Consider the following 21,428-nt stretch of genomic DNA (forward strand, 5'->3'; position numbering starts at 1 on the left):
ATCACTTCCTAACCATATTGTTTTCATTTAGGGACTTATTAAGGGAAATAGCTAATATTACAGACAATATAAAAGTCAAAATATCAGAAAGAGCTTGTGCAAGCATAATACCATATAGACCTGGTTCCATTTTATTTGGTAGCAAATTAGTTATAAAATTTAATGAGTCTATATGCTTTTCAAATAATTTTGGTAGTATCACCAATGAAGGTAAAAAAAACAAACCTTGTCGCCCTATAGCCAATATGCCGGCTTGCTTTCCTTTTCCAAGTGCTTGGAAGAGAGAAGTACGTATCATAGTAAAACCAAGTATAGGCATGAATAGGGATATTCCTTTTAGACTATTTATACCTAAAGCTATAACCTCAGGATTCTTTGTAAATAGTCTTACAAAAGACCCTGGAAACATTTGAAATAGCGCAAAGAATAAAGCTGCAAAGCTTGTAAGCCAAATCGTAGATATTCTCAATGCTTTTTTTATTCTATCATAATTTTTAGCCCCATAGTTATAAGCTGCGAAAGGCTGAAATCCTTGTATATAACCCATTATTATAAAAAACGGTATCATAAAAATCCTCAAAGTAATGCCTATAGCTGCTAAAGCACTATCCCCATAGTGTGATGCAGCTGAGTTTTGAAAGCCAAAGGCAATACTTGCTAAAAATTGCATAGCAAAAACTGGAACACCAATCTTGAATATTTCTACATATATATCTTTATCCTTACTAATATATTTTTTTTCTATACTTACGTAGCTGTTTTTCTTTAAATAATAGCTGAGAAGATATATTGTCGAGATTGACTGACCTAACACTGTGGCAATTGCCGCACCTTTGATTCCTAGATTGAAAGTAAACATAAATATTGGATCAAATATTATATTTAGCACTGCTCCTATGATTAAAGCATTCATACTATACCTAGAATTACCTTCTGCTCTTATTATATTGTTTAAAGTCATATTAGTTATAGTAAATATACTTCCTATTACTATCCATTTCATGTAGTCAAGGGCAGCTGACATAACTGTATCAGTAGCACCTACTAGTGTAAGAATAGGCTCTAAGAAAATAAGAGAAAAAATTGTTACTGCAATAGATATAATTATAGAAATGAATAACGCAGTTGAAGCTGTTTTATCTGCTTGATTTTTATTTTTCTCACCTAAGCTCCTAGATACATAGGAAGCAGCTCCTATACCAAGCATTTGACCAATAGCTGAAATTATAATAAAAAGGGGAAAAGCTACTGATACTGCGCCCATAGCAGCTGTATCGTTAAGCATACCTACAAACAAAGTATCAACAAAATTATATATTGCACTTATAAGAGTGGCAATAATAGTAGGTATCGATAATATAAGTAAAGTTTTTTTAATATCGCCTTCTTCCATAAGTGCAGTTCTTGCTACTTTATTGTTTATTATATTCTTCATGAAATGCCCATCTCCTTTTAAGAATTAAATGAATTACAGTTCATTTAAAATGAATATAGATTCATTTTAAGTTCTTTTATCTTATTTGTCAATAGTAAAAAAAGAGCCACAGATATGTTTCATTTGTTACTTTTCAGCAACAAATGAAACATATCTGTGGCTCCAGTATAGGGATAGGTAAATAATCGGTGTCTGGTACTTGACTTACTCTTAACTTCTTAATTTAGTTAACTCTACTTACTCAGTTCATTTTTTTTGTATTCAACACACACTTCATCGTCTATTTCATATTCTTTTTCTAATTTATTTGTCACTTGTACTTTAAGCAAATTGTTTCCTATTCTTACCATGTAATTTATATAAGAACCTAAAAATACTTTCTCTATTATTTTACCTTTCATTTTTTCTTTTTCATTTTCACTTTGATTAATATCTGCTCTATCTGTAATATTTATCATTTCAGGTCGCACAAAGCTAATATTTCCACTATCATCTTTTATAATATTAGAAGAGCCTATGAAATCTAAAACAAAGCGACTTTGAGGATTTTCGTAGATTTGTCTAGGAGTTCCCAGTTGTTCTAGCTTTCCATTATTCATGATGCCGATTTTATCCCCTATACTCAATGCTTCTTCTTGGTCATGGGTTACAAACACCATAGTGATATTAAATTTCTTTTGTATGTTTTTTATTTCTTCTCTCATTTTAACACGAAGCTTTGCATCTAGGTTTGATAGAGGTTCATCTAATAATAGAACCTTAGGATTCACTATGAGAGATCTAGCTAATGCCACTCTTTGCTGCTGACCACCACTTAGCTCATGGATTTTTTTGTTTTTATGCTCAGCTAAACCTACAAGCTCTAAGTATTTATTTCCCTTTTCTTTAGCTTTATCCTTTTTGATTCCTTGAAATTTTAATCCGTACATTACATTTTCAAGTACACTCATATGTGGGAAAAGAGCATATGACTGAAATACAGTAGAAACAGGTCTTTTATCTGGAGGAATCTTGGTTATATCTTGACCATCAATTAGTATAGTTCCATAGTTCGGAATCAAAAAACCTCCTATCATTTTCAGAGTAGTAGTTTTACCACAGCCGCTAGGGCCTAGAAGACACAGTAATTCTCCTTTTTCTACTCCTATATTCAAATTATCCACTGCGACTATATCATCAAAAGATTTTTTTAGGTTTTTAATTTCTAGGAACATTTTTTCCCTCCAGTACAAGTTTTGAAAAAGTTATATTTACTACTAATGTGATTAAAATAATGGTACAGGCAATAGCAGATCCAACTCCATAATCTCCACTTTGTATAGCATCAAACATCTCAATAGTTGCTAATTTTTTTCCTGGATATATTAAAAATATTATAGAGCCAATAGTAGTCATAGTAGAAGTAAAGTTATTTATAAAAGAAACTAAAAAAGCGGACTTAGACATAGGAAGTATAATATCCTTGAGTACAAAGAAATGTTGAGCTCCTAAATCCTTTGCTGCTTCCTCTACTTGGGGATTTATTTGAGATAGAACAGCACTATTTATTTTAGTAGACATAGGTAACTGCTTAAAAAGCACATTGAGTATAACTATAAGAGCAGTACCAGTAAGCTCTAGTGGGTAGTCATTAAATGCTAGAATATACCCTATTCCAAAAAATGTTCCTGGTATTATATAAGGTATAGTAGCAATAAAGTCTATTCCTTTCATTATCTTTATTTTTCTTATCTCTAAATAATAGGCTATTAAGGAACCAATTAGACTTCCTGCTGTTCCTGCTATTAATGAATATATTACGCTTCTTAGAAAGCTTTTTCCACTATACATTCTCATTTTTTGAATGTTATCTAACGAAAAATACATGCTTCCAGACCTATATTTTGTAAAAGCAGAGACAAATATAGATGTGTATTGTAGCAGCATTATGATTAAGAAGAAGTAGGTAACAAACTTAATTAATTTTCCGAACAATCCACTAATAGTCATCTGATCTTCTTCTGAAAAACCTTTCAAAGAATTTGAAGAAACTACATTTGTTCTAGCCATAAAAGACCTGTAAAAAAGAAATGCGATAATAGCAGGTATGAATATGAGTACACTTATGGCTGATGCAGCACTTAAATCAGAATAGGCAATGACATTTAAATAGGCTTGAGTTGCTAATACGTTAAATGAACCACCTATAATAGTAGGCGTTCCAAAGTCTGCAAGAGATCTGACAAATGTAAGTAGAGCTACAACTAGTATACCTGGTCTTATAAGAGGTAACACAATTTTTCTCACAGTGTGTGAAGAATTTGCTCCCAAATCTAAAGAGGATTTTATAAGATTTTTGTCTATTCCACTTATAACTCCTACAAGAATCAATGTACTTAATGATGTAAATCCTAGTGACTGCATAGCTACTATTCCTTGCCAGCCATAAGTATTAATAGTCAGACCTAAAATATCATGAGTTATGAATCCTCTTCTGCCAAACAGAGTTATATAAGCTAGTGATGATACAAATGGTGGAGAAATCATAGTCAACATGAGGATTAGAAGAAGAACTTTTTTAATTCTCTTGCCGCTAAAGCTTATATAGAGAGAAATGCATACAGTCATAAAAGTAGAGACAATCGTAGTTAGTATAGCTACAAATATACTGTTATAGAATAACTTCATGTTTTTATTGAATAAGTTCTCATATATGTTCAACGTGAACTTGTCTTCTACAATAACGCTTTCTAAAATAACAGAAACAATAGGATAAAGTATAAAGGTAAATACCAAAGATATGACAACTACTAATATTAACTTGTCTATTATATTGTAAAAATGGGTATCTAAAGATTTAGATACCCTTTCAGTCCTTCCTATCATATTACTTATCTCCTACTAACTTGCCCCATTTAGTAAGTATAGTTTCTCTATCATCACCAAAAGAGCTTAAGTTTAATTTTAATAGCCTATCTTTTGGTACTCCTAAATCTAGACCTTCAACATCAGGTTTCACCATCATAGCACTATCTTTTCCGTCTAGTTTAGCCATTTCGGATTGGATTTCTTTAGAGAATATCCAGTCCATGAATAGTTTTGCTGCTTCTAGGTTTTCAGCATTTTTAAATATTGCCATTCCTTCTGGAACCCATGGAATGCCGTCTTCAGGGTAAACAACTGTCATATTTCTTTCTTCTTGTAAATCAAAGATGCTTTTATCGATATATGTAATACCTATAGCTGCTTCTCCTTCTGTAGCCTTAAGTTGAGGATCTTTACCTCTTTTTCCGTAGTAAGGAATGTTTTTGTCTAGCTCTTCGAAGAATTTCCAACCTTTTTCATTTCCCATAGCTTGCAATAGACCATTAACTACAGCATAGTTTGTTCCTGATATTGCTGGGTTTGACATGATTATTTCATCTTTATATACTGGATTAGTTAAGTCTTTCCAGCTTGTAGGCATAGGAAGATTATTTTCTGCTATTACTTCATTATTAACTATAAACCCTACTATAGTCATACCTTTTGCTACCCAATATCCGTCACTGTCTTTGTATTGATCTGGGATATCTTCTGTTGCTGGAGATTTATATGCCTCTAAAAGACCATCTTTTTTGGCCTGCATGAATGCATCTAATCCGCCACCAAACCAAAAGTCTGCCATTGGCTTGCCACCTTCAGCCTTTGTTCTAGATAGTAGTTCGCCTGAAGACATGCTTACAAACTCTACTTTTACACCTGTTTTTTCAGTGAATTTGTCAAACAATTCTTTATAGCTCTCAGATGTAGCTACAATTCTTAAAGTAGTTCCTTCTAAACTAGTTTCTGTACTAGATTCTGTTTGTTCCTCTGTTTTCTCCGGCTCATTGTTGATTTGCTTGTTTTCAGTTTTACTACAAGCTGCCAAGCTTAGAATCATTGCTAGAGCTAAAAGTAAAGCGAGTGTTGATTTAAATTTTTTCACTTACACTACCTCCTGTTACATAGTTGAATTCTAATATTGTCCTTCAAAATTATATCATGGAATCATAGTATCAAAGCTATTATAGATATTTTTTATAGAAGTATTATTTACTATTATATTTTTCTATAGTGTAACATGAATAAGCTCTTCTGTGCTAGAATTCCAATAGAGTATTATTTGGAGGTAACTATTATGATAATTGATACACATCTACATGAAAGCAAATATTCTTCTGATAGTCATCTATCCCTTACAGAAGCTATAGAAGCTGCTAGAATTTTAGGACTAGATGGAATTTGCGTAACTGATCACGATAACAACTTTTTAAAAAATGAAATAGGTCATTCTACAAAAATAAACGATATATTAGTAATAGTAGGAGCTGAAATACTTACATTTCAAGGAGATATATTAGTGTTTGGATTAGATGATGTGCCTAAAGAAATGATCCATGCAGAAGAATTACTAGAAATAGTTAAAAAAAATAATGGAGTAGCTATAAGTGCTCATCCTTTTAGAAATAATAATAGAGGGCTAGGAGAATATATTAGAAAAGTAAAGGATAATCTTCATGGTGTAGAAGCATTTAATGGAAGTACGCTACCTCATCATAATTTGCATGCATATGCTTTAGCTACTGAACTTGGCATTCCTTGTCTCGGGGCAGGTGATGCTCATGTGTCTAAACAAGTAGGAAAGTATGCAACCTATTTTGATAGTTCCATTAGAGACGAAAAAGATTTTATTGAAGCAATCAAATCAAAGAGCTTTTGTCCAGTGATGAGAAAAAACGAACATTATAAAAAAGTTGATATATATTAAAAATAAGGAGACAGGCACGTTTGTTAATCTACGTACCCGTCTCCTTGGTTTTTACATTGATTTTCTTGATTTCTAATTACTTTCTTTTGCCACTTTCCTGTTGAATATATGGCATATCCGACTAAACATATTATTCCGTTACTTAGAACCATAGCATACCATACAGAATTTGTACCTAAATTAGTAAAAGTTTTGAATATCAATATTAAAGGTATTCTTAAACCCCATAATCTTCCCATCATTAGAACCATTGCAGAAAACGTGTGACCAGAACCCTGGAAAGTTCCTATAAAGATTTGAAAGAAGCCCATAAATGGCAAAGCTGCTGATATTAATCTGAGATAATGAGTTCCTTGACTAAAAACCTCTGGATCGGGATTAAATAAACTGATTATGTTACTTGAAGTAGAAAATATTAATATTCCTCCTGCTACTAAGAAAATAGTTGTCAAACCGACACTTGTTTTTACAGCTTTTTTTGCTCTTTCTATATTTTCTGCTCCGAGGTTTTGGCCTACAATAGTTGACAGAGCACTTCCTATACCCATTGCCGGCATTAAAATAAGAGAATTGATCCTATTGCCTATTCCAAAGGCGGCCATGGTAGATTTTCCAAAAGATATGATAAACATGTTTAATACTATAAATCCAAGAGCCGCTGTGGATTGCCCAATAGAAGATGGGATACCGACCTTTATAATCTTCAATAATACTTGTTTGTTTAAGTGCAAGTCAGATATTTTTAAGTGAATGCCAGTTGTTTTTGTAAATAATCTATATATAGCATAAAAAGAGAATATTCCTCGTGCTATTATAGTCGCTATTGCTGCACCAGCTATTCCAAGGTCAAAGATAAATATAAATATAGGATCTAGGATAATGTTTAAGCCCACTGAAAGAGCTCCATATATCATTGGAGTAATTGTATCTCCTTGCCCCTGTTTAATGGAGCTAAAGATAAAAAATAGAAACATAGTTGGAAGTCCCATAAACATTATTCTTAGAAACTCAGTGGCATTGTCAAACAGCTGTCCTTCTCCGCCCATACCACTTACTATGTATGGAGTAAAGAAAGCTCCTAATGCTCCAAGTATTATAGAAAGAATAATTGAAAAGGAAAGCAGCTGACCTGCAACATCAGTTGCTTCATCTAAACTATGCGCTCCTGTATATTGGGATATTAATGCCGTACCAGCTATAGACATCCCCATACCTAGTGACATGACGAAAAAGATTACCGGCCAGACAAGGGTTATGGCGGCTACTTCGGTGGAGCCAAGTCGGCTAACCCAAAAAGTATCTGTCAGATTGTATACTGTTTGAATAAAATTATTTAACATAATAGGTCCAGACAGTAGAAGTATTACTCTAGACATTTTTCCATTTAAAATAAGATCTCTTTTTTCTAAGTAATCCATAAACCCCTCCAATTCTTTTGATAATTACCATTATATCAAATATATTTCGAGTATCAAAATATATTCTCCAAAAATAAGCCAACAGGCATATTTTTTAAGTTAAAAGACTTAGAGTGACATAAATCTATCTATTTTTTTGGAACACATAACCATAGAATGACATCTTTTTCTTTAAATGGGTGCTATTATATTGTTAGACAAGCAAAGGAGGTGTGATGGTTTAACTTTGAAATTAACAATTTGAAATAAAAAAGCAAAGGGGGATGCAGATTGAGTAAAAAAGTATCAAGAAGTTTGAGTTTTTTTATTGTTTTTGCTTTAGTTTTAACAAATCTGTTCTGTTTTAGTGTGTCAGATATAGCAAGTGCTGTGGGAACAACATATGTAGAAACATTTGATAACTTTAACGAACCAGGTACAACATATGCTAATGGGTCTTTTGTAGGTAATAACAACATCACATGGAACTATATATCTGCACGTAAAGATGAAGGATTTGTGATTGATGGAAAAGGAATGATGTTAAGAAATTCAGGAAGTAAATGTACATCTGAGCTTATACCAGGTGGAATTTCATCATTCTCAGTTGAATTAAAGAAAGGTTTTACAGGATCAGGAAATAGACAAATTGAACTGTTCATAAATGAAGAATCAAAAGGTCTGTCACAAGTTTTTGACGATACCGACGTACATTCATTTACAGTTGATAATATTAATATAGATGGAGATATAGTTATTGAAATAAGAAATGTAACGGCAAAGCAAGTAGTAATTGATAACATTACATGGACTTCTTATGACGATGGCGGGTCAGGAACAGACCCTGATGAACAAGTAGCTAATGTAACAGCTTTACCAGCACCAGGAGCAGTTGAAGAAGGAACAGAGGTAACTCTCTCAACTTCAACAGAAGGAGCAACAGTATATTATGCTGTATACACAGATGAGATTACTGATGCCGATTATGAAATATTTTATGATAATAACCCAATAGTAGTGAATGAACCATTAACTATAAAAGCATTTGCTGCTAAGGAAGGTTTAGAAGATAGTGATGTAACAGAATTTGAATACACTATTAAAGAACCAGCACTAATCAAGTCAATAGCAGAAGCAAGAGGATTTGATTTAGATACAGAAGTAACTGTGGAAGGTATAGCAACAGCAGACCTAGGAAGTAATAATTATATCCAAGATGACACAGCAGGAATCATTGTAAGATTACAAGGGCTAGACATGATCCCAGGGAACAGATACAGGATTACAGCAAAACTGAAGGATTATTATGGAATGGCACAGCTAGAACCTTCAACTGTAGCTGATGTAGTATTAGTGAAGGAAGGAGTGGGAGTACCAGCACCACAGCTAGTAACATCATCAGACTTAAGTGCAGATTTAGGAGAAGACTATGAGGGTGAGCTTGTTAAGATAGAAAATGTAACAGCTGTTGAAGTAGATGCTTATAGAAATTTCAAGATAGAAGACAAAGAAGGAATATCAGCAGCAAGACCTAGTGATGCAAGCTGGATGGAGGTAGATAAGGAATATTCAAGTATTATTGGCGTAGTTACTTATGATTTCGGTGAATACAAAATATATCCTAGGACATTAGAGGATATATCTGAGAATGCAAACAGTGCTACAGATCTATTTATATCAGAATATATAGAAGGTGGTAGCAACAACAAAGCTATAGAAATTTATAATGGCACAAGGAATACAGTTGATTTATCAACATATAAGGTAGAGCTTTATTCTAATGGTTCTACAAGTGCTACAAATACTGAAAACTTATCAGGTACATTAGCTCATGACGAGGTGTTCATAATAGCTAATAGTGGCTCAGTTCAAGAAATATTAAATAAATCGGATATTACAAGTACAGTTACCTATTTTAATGGTGATGATGCAATAGTTTTGAAGCACAATGATGAAATAATAGATGTCTTTGGTCAAGTAGGAGTTGACCCAGGCTCAGCATGGGGAACTGGAGATAATACTACTGTAAATCATACATTAGTTCGTAAGAGCAGTATAACAGTAGGAGATGTTAATCCAGATGATGAATTTGATCCTGTAACTGAGTGGGACATATACCTACAAGATACCTTTGATTACTTAGGAAGTCATACTATGGGAGATGGGCATCAAGATCCAGATACGACACTACCAACTATAAATCATACACCAGTTACTGATGGCAACGTAAATGAAGACCTTACAATTATAACTACAGTGACAGACGACAGGCAAGTTGAGTCAGTTAAACTACATTACAGGACAGAAGGAGCAGAGGATCACATAATAGTAGACATGACTAAAATGGAGGATTCATATACCTACACTATTTCAAAAACAAATTTAACAGTAGCAGGAATAGAGTATTATATAGAAGCATCAGACGGAACAAACACAGCAACATCTCCAGAAGATGTAAGCATACCATATCAAATAGTAATAAGCGAAGAAGATATAGCGCCACCTCAAGTAATAAACTTGACGCCAGCAAGCGGTTCATCAACAGGAACTGAGCTTAAACCTGTAATAAGTGCAGAATACAGCGACGTATCAGGTATAGACACAGCTTCAATAAAGCTATATCTAGATGGTACTGAAGTAACAGGAAATACTACTATTACAGAAGCAAAGATTAATTATACTCCATCAACTGACTTGGTAGAAGGAAATCACACAGTAAAATTAGAAGTATCTGATAAAGCAGCAACTCCGCAAACAGCAATAGTTGAATGGAATTTCTATGTAGGAGAAAAAGAATATAATTTATATTTTGGCCAGCTTCACAGCCATACAAATATTTCAGATGGTCAAGGAAGCTTAGATGCTGCTTACTCTTGGGCTCGTGACAAAGGTAATGCAGACTTCTTTGCAGTGACAGATCATTCAAATTGGTTTGATAACGAAAAAGATACTTCAAATGAAACTATTACAGATGTAAGCCAATCTACAAGTGAAGAATGGAAGTTAATGCATTCTATTGCTGATTCATATAATGAAGATGGTGAATTTGTAGCAATAGCTGGTTTTGAAATGACCTGGAGTGGAAGTACTGGTGGATGGGGTCATATAAATACTTTCAACACACCATGGTTTGCATCAAGAAGCAATAGTAATATGGATTTACCAGCGTACTACAGTCATATCTCTGCAGATACTGATTCTATATCACAACTAAACCATCCCGGAAAGACTTTTGGCGACTTTGCAGACTTTGGATATTACAGTGAGGCTGTTGACAATGTTGTACATCTTGTAGAAGTGGGAAATGGAGAAGGTCCTATTAGAGGCAGTGGATACTTCCCAAGCTATGAGTATTATACAAGAGCGCTTGATAAGGGCTGGCATGTTGCGCCTTCAAACAATCAAGACAACCATAAAGGCAACTGGATTACATCAAATGAAGCTAGAACAGTAGTATTGGCTTCAAGCCTTACAAGAGAAAATATTTTTGATGCAATAAGAAAATTAAGCGTATATTCAACAGAAGATAGTAACCTTGAAATAATGTATATGGTGAATAATGAAATAATGGGTTCATCATTAGATGATCCAGACATTCTTGATATAAGTATAGAGGTAAATGATCCTGATGAGTCAGATATTATTAGAAAGATATCAATAATATCAAATGGTGGAGTAGTAGTACAATCAAAAACATTTACTGACAATACAGCAGTGTGGAATCTGCAAATTGATCCAAAGTACAACTATTATTATGTAAGAGTAGATCAAGAAGACAAGGATATAGCTGTTACAGCACCAGTTTGGACTAGTGAAGTAGAGGCAATAGGTATATCAAAAATAAGTATATCACAGGACCCTGTTATAGTAGATGAAAAGGTTGAGTTGTCAGCAGAAGTGTATAATAATGGTAAAGACTCAATGACAGGTATAACCGTAGAATTCTATGAGAATGAAATAAAAGAGGCAAATAAAATTGGAGAGACCACTATATCAGAAATACAACCAGGAAAAACAGGAATAGCAAATGTAGACTGGACACCAGCTATATCTGAAACATATACAATTTATGCAAAAGCTATAATTAATCTAGGTGGAACAGATAAAATATTTACACAGAGCAGAAAGGTTTTAGCAGGAAATGAGGAAGACTTCGTAAAAATTTTAGTAGATGGAGGTCACTCTAATCAGTATGTAACAGGAAACTATGCAGGTAAGATAGAAGCATTAAAAGAAATGATGAAGGAAAGAAACTATATATTAAATATAAACATGAATGAATTAACTTCAGAAAATTTAAAAGGAGTAAGTCTTTTAATAATAACAGACCCGCAAGGTACAGATAATCCAAAATATAACGAAGTTAAATCAAATTACACTGCGGAAGAAATAGCAGTTATAAAAGAATTTGTAGAAAATGGTGGTTCCATCATAGTTACATCAAGAGCAGACTATAAAGATGGAATAGAAGAGTATAGTAATAGTGCTCAATTAACTCCAATACTAGAAGCAATAGGAACAAACTTAAGAGTAAATGATGATGAGGTAATCGATAAGACAACGAATGGAGGTCAAGAGTACAGACTATATTTTGATCAATATGTATCATCAAAATATGATTTAACAAAGGATATCCCTGAAGGTACTACCTACAGCTTCTATAGTGGATGTTCTGTAATATTAAAAGATGGTGGAAACGACGATAACGTTGATTGGCTAGTAAAAGGCCATGAAACAACAGAAACATTAGATTCGGATAATGTTGGTGATAACATATCAGTAGAAAAAGGCAAAGTATATGTTTTAGCAGCAGAAGAGTTAACAAATGGAGCAAGAGTAATAGTAGCTGGAACAACATTCTTCTCAGATTTTGAAACAGCCTCATCAGATAACCAATATTCAAACAAGCAAATAACAGAAAATATTTTTGATTGGATAATTCAGCCTGAAGAAGCCGAACTAAAGACTATAGCAGAAGTAAGGGCAGATGAAGATAATGATGGCAAACCAGATTTATATGGACAGAAATTTACTATAGAAGGTAGAGTAACAGCTCAATCTGAAGCGGTGACTCCTAAAAATGCCTTCTTTGAAGTAATCTATGTACAGGACGAAACAGGTGGTATAACAGTATTTGGTGTATCAGCTACACCCCTACCACTAGGAACTAGGGTTAGAGTTACAGGAATAGTAGACCAATACGATGGAGATGCTGAGCTCTCAGTAGAAAATGAATCAAAAGATATTGTTGTTCTTGGGGATGAAATAGTATTAGTAGAGCCTAAGATAATGACTACTGGAGATAGTATGCTTGAGGAAAATGAAGGATGGCTTGTAAAAGTACAAGGTAGAGTTTCAAAAATGACAGAAAACTCTCTATATATTGATGATGGAACAGGAGAAGCAAGGGTATATGTTAATGGATATATTGGAGATGGAACAGGTAACTCAGATACTCTAGGCAAATGGGATCCAGCTATTAAGGTTGGAGATAGAGTAAGTGCAATAGGTTTAGCATCAGAAGATCCAGAAGGACATAGAATAAGAGTAAGAAATACAGCCGAAATAGTTAAAATAGAAGAAATAGGCTATCCAGTAAGTATTCAAGCTGTTAAGACATCAGATGTTGATGGAAATCTTTGTGGAGAATTTATAGAAGGAAATGTAGTAATGGTAAATACAGTTATTACTAATAGTTCTCAAGAAGATATTACAGGAACAGTTATTATAAAACTGGTTGACTCTGAAGATAGAACGTATGCTATCGGATTTATGAATGGTGTTGAACTTGGCGTTGAAGGATTAAAAGCTTTATCTATGGGCTTTAAAGTAAATGGTGTAAGTAAAGGGGCACATACTGCTAAGGTATATATGTGGAATGACTTTATTGACAAAGCTCCCCTATCTGAAGTTGGAACTGTAGAATTTATAGTAAAGTAAAGTGAAAGGGACGCTATCCTTTTCACTACCCAAACTATACTATTTAATAAGATAGGAGGAAAAAAACTTGTTAAAGAAAATATTAACCTATTTATTAATTACATCATTAGTTGTAGCGAGCGGTATTCCAGCTTTTGGAGAGAGTAATCATACTATAGAATTTAGTCTAAGTAAAGCAGATTATACTATAGATGAATACATTGAAGGCACTGGTACGATATACAAGAGTGGAGTCCCTCTTCCAAATGCTTTAGTCACTATGGTTGTAGATAGCCAAGATGGCAAATCCGTTTACGACGTTGAACAATATACAGCTAACGGTGAAGGTAAATTTAATATTAGATTCAGAATGGTGAAGTCTGTTGAGAATGGAACCTATAATATTAAATTAAAAAGCTATGAAGCTGAAAAGACAGTTTCATTTAAAATAGTAAAAGAAAGTCCTGTAGTTACCTTAGAAAGCATAACAATAATAGGAGATAATACTGAGATAAAAGAAAATGAGACTTTACAGTTAAGCTTGGAAGGAAAAATGAGTGATGGTACAGATGCTGCAAAGGAAGAATTAAAAGGTATTCAGTGGTCAAGTTCAAACACCTCAATAGCAACAGTAGATAGCAGTGGATTAGTGACAGGAAGAGGAAAGGGAGAAACAGTAATTACTGCAAGCGTAGGAGAAATATCAGATACCTATGTAGTAAAAGTAACACAGTCATCAAGTTCTTCTGGAGGAAAAAGATACAGGACTACAAAGAGGTTAGAAACAAAAGAACAAAAAACACCACAAGGTATTGCTAAAATAACAACAGATGACGAAGGCAATGTCACTGTATCTCTTGATATAGATAGCAACAAATTAACTGCTCAGATACAAAAAAATAGCAACAGTACACTAATGATAAATGCAGCATTAGACTCAAAAGCCAACCAAATATTAGTAAACATGAATTCTGAACTACTTAACACAGCCAGTCAAAACAATACTAGATTAGACATAAACACAGGTGAAACAACTATATCTATAGAGCCAGGAACATTATCTGCAAGGTCTGGAGCAGAAATATCATTTTCTACAAAAATATTAAATGAAGATGAATCACAAGAAATAATATCACAAGTAGGGTCAGAAGAATTCCATCCTGCAGCATTAGTATTTGATTTCGATATAACATCATCAAAGGGAGAAGTGAAGTTTAATAAACCACTTACAGTAACAATGAAATATGATCCTAAAAAAGTTTCAAATCCAGAAAAGCTTGGTATCTACTATTTTAATGACAGTACAAAGAAATGGGAATACATTGGAGGACGAGTAACAGAAAAAGGAACTATAGAATTTATTGTAGACCACTTTAGTAAATATACGGTGATGGAATATAGAAAAGCTTTCAATGACGTAAGCACAGTAGCATGGGCACAAAATCAAATAGAAGTGCTGGCTGCTAGACATATAGTAAATGGAGCAGATAATAAAAACTTTGCTCCAAATAATAACATAACAAGAGCAGAATTTGCAAAGATATTAGTTGAAGCTCTTCGTTTAGAATCTGGAAGTGAAAGAGTAAGTTTTAGTGATGTAGGAATAGGAGATTGGTACAAAGAGTCAGTAGAAATAGCTGCAAGTCTAGGGATAGTTGCAGGATATAATGGAGCATTTGATCCAAATGGTCAGATAACCAGGGAACAAATGGCAGTAATGATAGTGAGGGCATTGAAACATGTAAATAAAAATGAAAACCATACTGTAAGTCAATTAATCTTTACAGACAATGACCAAATATCAGGATGGGCAAAGGAAGCAGTAGAAATAGCTGTAGACAAAGGATTAGTGAAGGGTTTAGGAAACGGACAATTCGGACCAAAGGGAAAAGCAACAAGAGCTCAATCAGCAGTTATAATCTACCGAATGTTAGATTTACTAGAAAGGCTATAACAAAGCAAGGCGAGGATGTTTTCCTCGCCTTGTTTAAATGATAGGTATCAAGTACTTAGCATATTAAATAAATCTATATAATAGTATTTAGTTTATAAATTCATAACAAGATATATCACCTTTTGGTACAACAAAACTAAGAGGTGTTTTTTCTATGTTATAATAAATTAAAACACATAACCTTATAAGCTTTATTATCTAGTTATCGTACAAGGACTGAATAGATGTGAGGGGGCAACTTAATTGAATGTGAAAGATATGATAAACTTTCCATCATTTGACTTTAGAGTTATAGCTGGGCATAAGGGAGTTAATAGAGTTGTTAGAACAGTTAGCGTGATGGATGCGCCAGATATATATAATTGGCTTAAGGGTGGAGAGTTCTTAATGACTACTGGATATATAATGAAGGAAGATCCATTACAGATAAGAGAACTGATTATTAGAATAGAACGGGCAGGTGCTGCAGCTCTTGGTATAAAGTTAAAAAGATTTATCGATGAACTTCCTAAGGAAGTTATAGATATTGCAAATGAGCTGGATTTTCCAATTGTAGAAATACCAATGAGCTTTTCGTTTGTAGATATTATTAATCCAGTGTTATCAGAAGTTGTTAATAAACAAGCAAGAACACTTCTATATTCTCAAAAGATTCATAAATCATTTACGGAGCTAGTTATTAGTGGAGAAAGTATCGAAAAAATAGTGAGTACTTTATCAAGTATTTTAAATAGAAAAGTTATTTATTACGATGTTTATTTTGATAACATTTATTGTAATGGTCTAGATGATGAAAAAGTAGAAAAAATTAGATCCAAGGACCTAACAGAGATATTAAGCCTATATACGTGCTATTGTATAAATATTGATATGAAAAAATATGGATATATAGTTATATATGACGAAGAAGAGGATATAGGAGAATACGATAAAATAGCTCTTGAGCATGCTGCTACAGTTTTAAAGCTTGAAATTCAGAAAAAGATATCAAATCTACAGATTGAAGCAAGATATAGAGATGAATTTGTACAAGATTTGATTATGAATAATGTTAAATCATTGCAGGAAATTCGAAGTAGGTCAGAGTTATATGATTGGAACTTTGAAGTAGGTAGCATAGTAGCTATTTTTGATATAGATAATTTCAAGGGAGAGTATCTGAATATAAAGCAAAAAAAGCATAATAGGATACTAGAGGAAACTAGAGAAAGTATATTTACCCATGTAAGAAAAAAGTTGAGACAGTGCTTTAAAAATTGTGTTTATACGAACTTTAGTGATAGCATAGTTTTTATAATAAACTCTTCATTTAAAAACATAGAAGCTTTCAAGAAAGAGCTTAAAAAAATAAGCGATGATATAAAAGAAGAAGTGCTAAAGAAATATAAATTTACTATCACAGTAGGTATAGGAAGCTATAAAGATTCTCCAGAAGATATACACATAAGCTATGATGAAGCTAGAAAGGCAATAAAACTTGGGAGAAGTATTTATAGTAAGAATAAAACTATCTTTTATGAAGATTTAGGCATTTATAAGTTATTTGATAATTTATCAGATACCGAAAACATAAAAGAATTCTATAGCTCTTATATAGGCAAGCTAATAAAATATGATAGGGAAAATAATACTCAATTTTTAGATACTTTAAGATATTTAGTTAAAAACGATTGGAACTTAAAGGTCACCGCCAAAGAAATATATATTCACTATAATACTATGAAATACAGGTTTAATAAAATCACGGAGATACTTGGTATGGATTTAAAAGAAAGTGAAGATAAGCTAAATATTGCTATTGCTTTAAAGCTATTGCATATGGCTAAATAGTATACTTGTACTCAAGGTATAATATTTAGTCTTTTCTTTTGTTCTCGGTGGACAAAGACAATGCATGTGAGATATTATATCCTATAATCAGATCTAAACGAAAGAGGGAGGTATTTTTTAATGTATAAAACTAAAGTAGGCTCTTTACCTGATATTCTAGCATCTGTGAAAAATAACAAGTTAAATGATCCAATTGGAGCAATAAAGCAATCTGGAAGAATAATTTTAAAAGGTGGAACAGTAGTAGACCCTAAAAACAATATTCAGGATGTAAAGGACATATCTATACTAAATGGTCGAATTAACCAAGTGGAAAACGATATCAAACCTGAGAGCGGAGATAAAGTTATTAACTGTGAAGGACTATTAGTGGTTCCTGGTCTTATAGATATGCATTTGCATTTAGGAGATTTATTTGAAGTAAGTACAGCACCAGTATTCGAAGCTGTTCAATGCGGTGTTACAATGGGATTGTCACCTGGAGCGGGGAATACCTTCATGGCTCCAGCGTTACTTGGTGCAGAGGTTGATAGAGGATTACCGCTAAATCTAGGTGTATACTTAGGAGCTTTGAATGTGCTTGGAACAAGACTTTCAGTAGAAGAAATAATTAAACTATTCAAGGGAGAATTAGAAGTTGACATTGCAACTCAAAAAATGACTAGAAATATGATCACATATATGACAGCACCCCTAACAGTAGGAATTAAGGACCACATGGGACACTTCATTATGCCAGATGAAAGCTTTGAAAAGGTTTATGAGATTACATCTAAAGCTAACCTTATTTTCATGTCTCATACTCAGGACCCTGCTCATGCAGAAAGAGTAGTTGAATTATCAAAAGGAAGAAATGTTCACTTGGCTCATGCAACTGCAGCAGGATGTGGAACACACATGGATGCAGTAGAAGGTATGAAAGCTGTTATAGAACTGATAGAGCGTGAAAATGTAAGCGGGGAGTTTGTAACAACAATGCTTAGAAAAGGCTTAGGCAGTAGAGAAGGCTTACAGATGCCAAAACAAGCACAGCAAGTGGCTCTTGATGCATTAGAAGCAGGAATAGTTGATGTATTAATTTCTGATGGACAAAATGAAGCTACTATGAAGGGCTTTGGAGATACTAGAGATAATATACCTGCTTTAATAGAATTAGCTGAGCAAGGAGTATTATCACTATCTGATTCTATTGCAACCATGACATGCAATCCTGCTAAGCTTATAGCAGATAGAACTAAGAATGACTGGTGGGTTAATGAAGTAGGACATTTGGGAGTAGGAGCTTTAGCTAATGTTACTATTATAGACAAAGATGATAAACTAGCTACTTATACTATTGTTAATGGTAATGTAGTATCATTTGAAAATAGAGCAGTAAGAAGAGGTAATGGTGCTGGAGGCTGGATATCTAGATTTGGTATGGTAAGAAATGTAGGAACTGGTGATATAACAACTCATTCATACCAAAAATAAGTTAGTCAGCTTCTTTTAAGAGGTCTTTACAATAATTATATAAATAGTTCTAAGGAGTAAATGATATGAATCAAAACGTTAGGGATTTTGTTGTAGTAGATAAATGTAGAAAAGTATTAGAGTCGCTAGTTAAGATAAACTCAACTCATCCAGAAGGTAATGAAATGGATGTAGTTAATCAAATACTATCTTACTTTAAAAAATATGATATAAAATATAAAATCTTTGACCATGGTAATAATAGGGGGACTCTTGTTATAACTATACCAGGAAAAAGTGCAGAAGAGTCAATAGCTTTTTTAGGTCATACTGACACAGTTCCTGTGGAAGATTATGATGAATGGATTTACCCGCCATTTGATGCAGTAGTAGATGGAGAATATATGTATGGAAGAGGTTCATCTGATATGAAGGGCGGAGTAACTTCTATGATAATGACTGCGTTGTATCTTTTAGAGAATAAAATAACTCCATCGAAAGATATACACTTTTGTTTTACAGCAGATGAAGAGTTTAATGGAATGGGTGTTTTAGAGATAAAGAAGTCTGGGCTTTTAGATAATACAAAAGAAATTTTCATTGCAGAGCCTTCAGATGAAAAACTTGGGCTTGCAGAGAAGGGTGCATTATGGCTAGAAATAGCAGTTGATGGATTATCAGCACATGGCTCTAGACCTGACTTAGGAGTTAACGCAGTAGAGTATCTTATTGAATTTATTAGTGGGTTTAGAGCTGTGATAGATAAAGAAAGTAATAATTTTTTACTTGGAAAGTCCACTTTTGCAGTCAACAAATTTATTGGTGGAGTTAACACAAATGTTATCCCGACACGAGCTACAGCATCACTTGATATCCGTACTATTCCAAATCAGAATCATGAGGATATCATCAACAAGGGAAGAGAAATAGCTAAAAGAATGATGGAAGATAAGAATAACTTAACTATTATAATAAATGTTAAGAATAACAGACCAGCAGTTGAAACTAGTAAGGACGATGAGTTTATAAAGAGGCTTGAGAAGCTTTGTGATAGATTGACTTATGAATCAAGCTATAAGGGGATATATTTTTATACAGATGCTTCACAGATTATCCCAGATCTTAATGTTCCATTTGTTATATTAGGGCCAGGAGATGATGCCATGGCTCATCAGCGAAATGAAAAGATTAAATTGAATTCAGTTGCTAGAATAGCTGAAATATATATAAGCTATATACTAGAAAACTAAACAAGGGGAGATTTTAGTGGCCGATACTAAAACTATGAAAGTTAATAATGCTGAAAAACAAGGTTTTTTAGTTAGACCTATAGGGTCTATTGTCGGATTTATCTATACTCTGATTATAGGGTTTGGTCTATATTTTGTACTAAATAGCTTTAAAAATGTTGGAAATTGGTTCCCATATAGCAAGGTAGTCGAAAAAGCTGGAGAAGGGGATATACTGTATAAGTTTGTTTGGTTTTTAATGAACTTCACAGAAGCTCAGTTTTATGCTGGAGTATTAGCTTCTTTAGGTATTATATTAGGTGGATTAGTAGCTTGGAGATTGAGTCTTAAAAGATCTAAGTTTGCTGGATTTGAGATTTGCTATGGATCAGCAAATATGTGGCCATGGGTATTTGCTTCACAGGTTATATCGCTTGGTATAGCTATATTTGTACTAAACTTTACTAACTTCTTTAGTAGTGGAGAATATACTTGGCTTCCTACATTTATTACAGTGGTAGGTGTACCGCCTTCAATGATGCTTATGTATGGCCCTAGCTATAGAGCGTTATTTACAAGCTCGATTTTAGGTGGGACATTAAGCTTTCCAGTAGCATTTTGGATAATGACAAATATTATGCCTGTACTTGAAGTTCCAGGTGTGGTGAGTAATGTCTTAACTATGGCCATAACTGGTATTATTATTGGTCAGATATGTAAGGTGCTTCCTTGGATGAAGAAGAAGCCAGTGAAGGCTATAGAAGGTACTAAAGTATCTGTAAGTAAAGAAGAACAGCTTAGTCAAATGTCTAAACCATCATGGTTTGTAAGAAGAGTATTAGCAGATTTTTCAGAAGCACAATTTTATGGCAATGAAGTAGCAGGAATATTTGTTATTATAGGAGTTAGCTTAGAGTGGCTAATAAACTCTGGCCACGGAGCATATGCAGCCGGGGTTATACCAGCTATCATACTATCTCAGTTTATAGGCGCTGGAATTGGAGTATTACTGTATTTTAATAAATATTTTGAGAGTGGATGGTATGCAACATATGTTCCAGTAGTAAGCGTCGGACCTGCATGTGTTCTAATGTTTGGTGGTTCTCTGTCAGTAGCTATTGTTGCAGGTTTATTAGGTGGAATATTAGGAGGGCCAATAGCTGAATACTTTGCTTCAAAGTTACCAGATCATATTCATCCAACAGTTGCAAATGTTACATCTATGGCACTTAGCACTATTGTTGTATCAGTAGTAATAAAAGCTTTACCATGGCTTTAAAAAAAGAAGAATTTAAATCAAGGAAAAGCTAGGTAAATCCTTAATGAAGAATATGTTGAATCATACAGGATTTATACATATCTGTATAGATAATATAGACAAAACACAAACAAAGTGACTCTTATAGCATTTAAATTATAAGAGTTACTTTGTTTTTTATTGTAT

The 21,428-nt window shown here is 33.4% G+C and carries 12 protein-coding genes; 7 read left to right on the plus strand and 5 right to left on the minus strand.

The window, feature by feature from the left end:
* Position 1: 1 nt before the first annotated feature.
* The 4 genes from HNR33_RS07200 to HNR33_RS07215 form a co-directional block, all read right to left on the minus strand.
* Positions 2-1,435, minus strand: a complete 1,434-nt coding sequence (locus tag HNR33_RS07200) for an MATE family efflux transporter (RefSeq protein ID WP_429081728.1) — start codon at positions 1,433-1,435, stop codon at positions 2-4.
* 233 nt (positions 1,436-1,668) lie between these two features.
* Positions 1,669-2,649 carry an ABC transporter ATP-binding protein gene (locus HNR33_RS07205; RefSeq protein ID WP_429081731.1) on the minus strand — a complete coding sequence of 327 codons (981 nt, stop codon included), beginning with the start codon at positions 2,647-2,649 and terminating at the stop codon, positions 1,669-1,671.
* A complete protein-coding gene (locus HNR33_RS07210; RefSeq protein ID WP_429081733.1) occupies positions 2,633-4,300 on the minus strand; it encodes an ABC transporter permease in 1,668 nt (555 codons plus the stop codon). The genes HNR33_RS07205 and HNR33_RS07210 overlap by 17 nt, the downstream gene beginning before the upstream one ends.
* A gap of 1 nt (position 4,301) precedes the next feature.
* Positions 4,302-5,336, minus strand: a complete 1,035-nt coding sequence (locus HNR33_RS07215; RefSeq protein WP_488167838.1) for an ABC transporter substrate-binding protein — start codon at positions 5,334-5,336, stop codon at positions 4,302-4,304.
* Between the two features lie 237 nt (positions 5,337-5,573).
* On the opposite strand from HNR33_RS07215, the gene HNR33_RS07220 reads away from it, so the two are divergent.
* Positions 5,574-6,203 (plus strand): PHP-associated domain-containing protein, encoded by a 630-nt coding sequence (locus tag HNR33_RS07220; protein WP_429081737.1) that lies wholly within the window; start codon positions 5,574-5,576, stop codon positions 6,201-6,203.
* 23 nt (positions 6,204-6,226) lie between these two features.
* Here the strand turns inward: HNR33_RS07220 and HNR33_RS07225 are convergent, their stop codons facing one another.
* On the minus strand, positions 6,227-7,621 hold the full coding sequence (locus HNR33_RS07225; protein ID WP_429081740.1) for an MATE family efflux transporter: 1,395 nt from the start codon (positions 7,619-7,621) through the stop codon (positions 6,227-6,229).
* A 270-nt stretch (positions 7,622-7,891) separates the two neighbouring features.
* Between HNR33_RS07225 and HNR33_RS07230 the strand changes: the two genes are divergently transcribed.
* From HNR33_RS07230 to HNR33_RS07255, 6 genes are all read left to right on the plus strand, one after another.
* Positions 7,892-13,540, plus strand: coding sequence for a CehA/McbA family metallohydrolase (locus HNR33_RS07230; RefSeq protein WP_429081741.1), 5,649 nt, complete (start codon positions 7,892-7,894; stop codon positions 13,538-13,540).
* A 67-nt stretch (positions 13,541-13,607) separates the two neighbouring features.
* A complete protein-coding gene (locus tag HNR33_RS07235; protein ID WP_429081743.1) occupies positions 13,608-15,473 on the plus strand; it encodes an S-layer homology domain-containing protein in 1,866 nt (621 codons plus the stop codon).
* A gap of 249 nt (positions 15,474-15,722) precedes the next feature.
* Positions 15,723-17,303 (plus strand): PucR family transcriptional regulator, encoded by a 1,581-nt coding sequence (locus HNR33_RS07240; RefSeq protein ID WP_429081904.1) that lies wholly within the window; start codon positions 15,723-15,725, stop codon positions 17,301-17,303.
* 120 nt (positions 17,304-17,423) lie between these two features.
* Positions 17,424-18,776, plus strand: coding sequence for an amidohydrolase family protein (locus tag HNR33_RS07245; protein ID WP_429081746.1), 1,353 nt, complete (start codon positions 17,424-17,426; stop codon positions 18,774-18,776).
* A 65-nt stretch (positions 18,777-18,841) separates the two neighbouring features.
* A complete protein-coding gene (locus HNR33_RS07250; RefSeq protein ID WP_429081747.1) occupies positions 18,842-20,005 on the plus strand; it encodes a M20 family metallopeptidase in 1,164 nt (387 codons plus the stop codon).
* A 16-nt stretch (positions 20,006-20,021) separates the two neighbouring features.
* Positions 20,022-21,263, plus strand: coding sequence for a hypothetical protein (locus HNR33_RS07255; protein ID WP_429081749.1), 1,242 nt, complete (start codon positions 20,022-20,024; stop codon positions 21,261-21,263).
* Positions 21,264-21,428: the final 165 nt, after the last annotated feature.

This window comes from Brassicibacter mesophilus, assembly GCF_050433385.1.
In the GTDB taxonomy this organism is placed as follows: Bacteria; Bacillota; Clostridia; order Tissierellales; family Proteiniboraceae; genus Brassicibacter; species Brassicibacter mesophilus.

Coding starts and splice junctions, on each gene's coding strand:
- HNR33_RS07200 (WP_429081728.1), bottom strand. CDS start 1,435: ATGAAGAATATAATAAACAATAAAGTAGCAAGAACTGCACTTATGGAA.
- HNR33_RS07205 (WP_429081731.1), bottom strand. CDS start 2,649: ATGTTCCTAGAAATTAAAAACCTAAAAAAATCTTTTGATGATATAGTC.
- HNR33_RS07210 (WP_429081733.1), bottom strand. CDS start 4,300: ATGATAGGAAGGACTGAAAGGGTATCTAAATCTTTAGATACCCATTTT.
- HNR33_RS07215 (WP_488167838.1), bottom strand. CDS start 5,336: ATGATTCTAAGCTTGGCAGCTTGTAGTAAAACTGAAAACAAGCAAATC.
- HNR33_RS07220 (WP_429081737.1), top strand. CDS start 5,574: ATGATAATTGATACACATCTACATGAAAGCAAATATTCTTCTGATAGT.
- HNR33_RS07225 (WP_429081740.1), bottom strand. CDS start 7,621: ATGGATTACTTAGAAAAAAGAGATCTTATTTTAAATGGAAAAATGTCT.
- HNR33_RS07245 (WP_429081746.1), top strand. CDS start 17,424: ATGTATAAAACTAAAGTAGGCTCTTTACCTGATATTCTAGCATCTGTG.
- HNR33_RS07250 (WP_429081747.1), top strand. CDS start 18,842: ATGAATCAAAACGTTAGGGATTTTGTTGTAGTAGATAAATGTAGAAAA.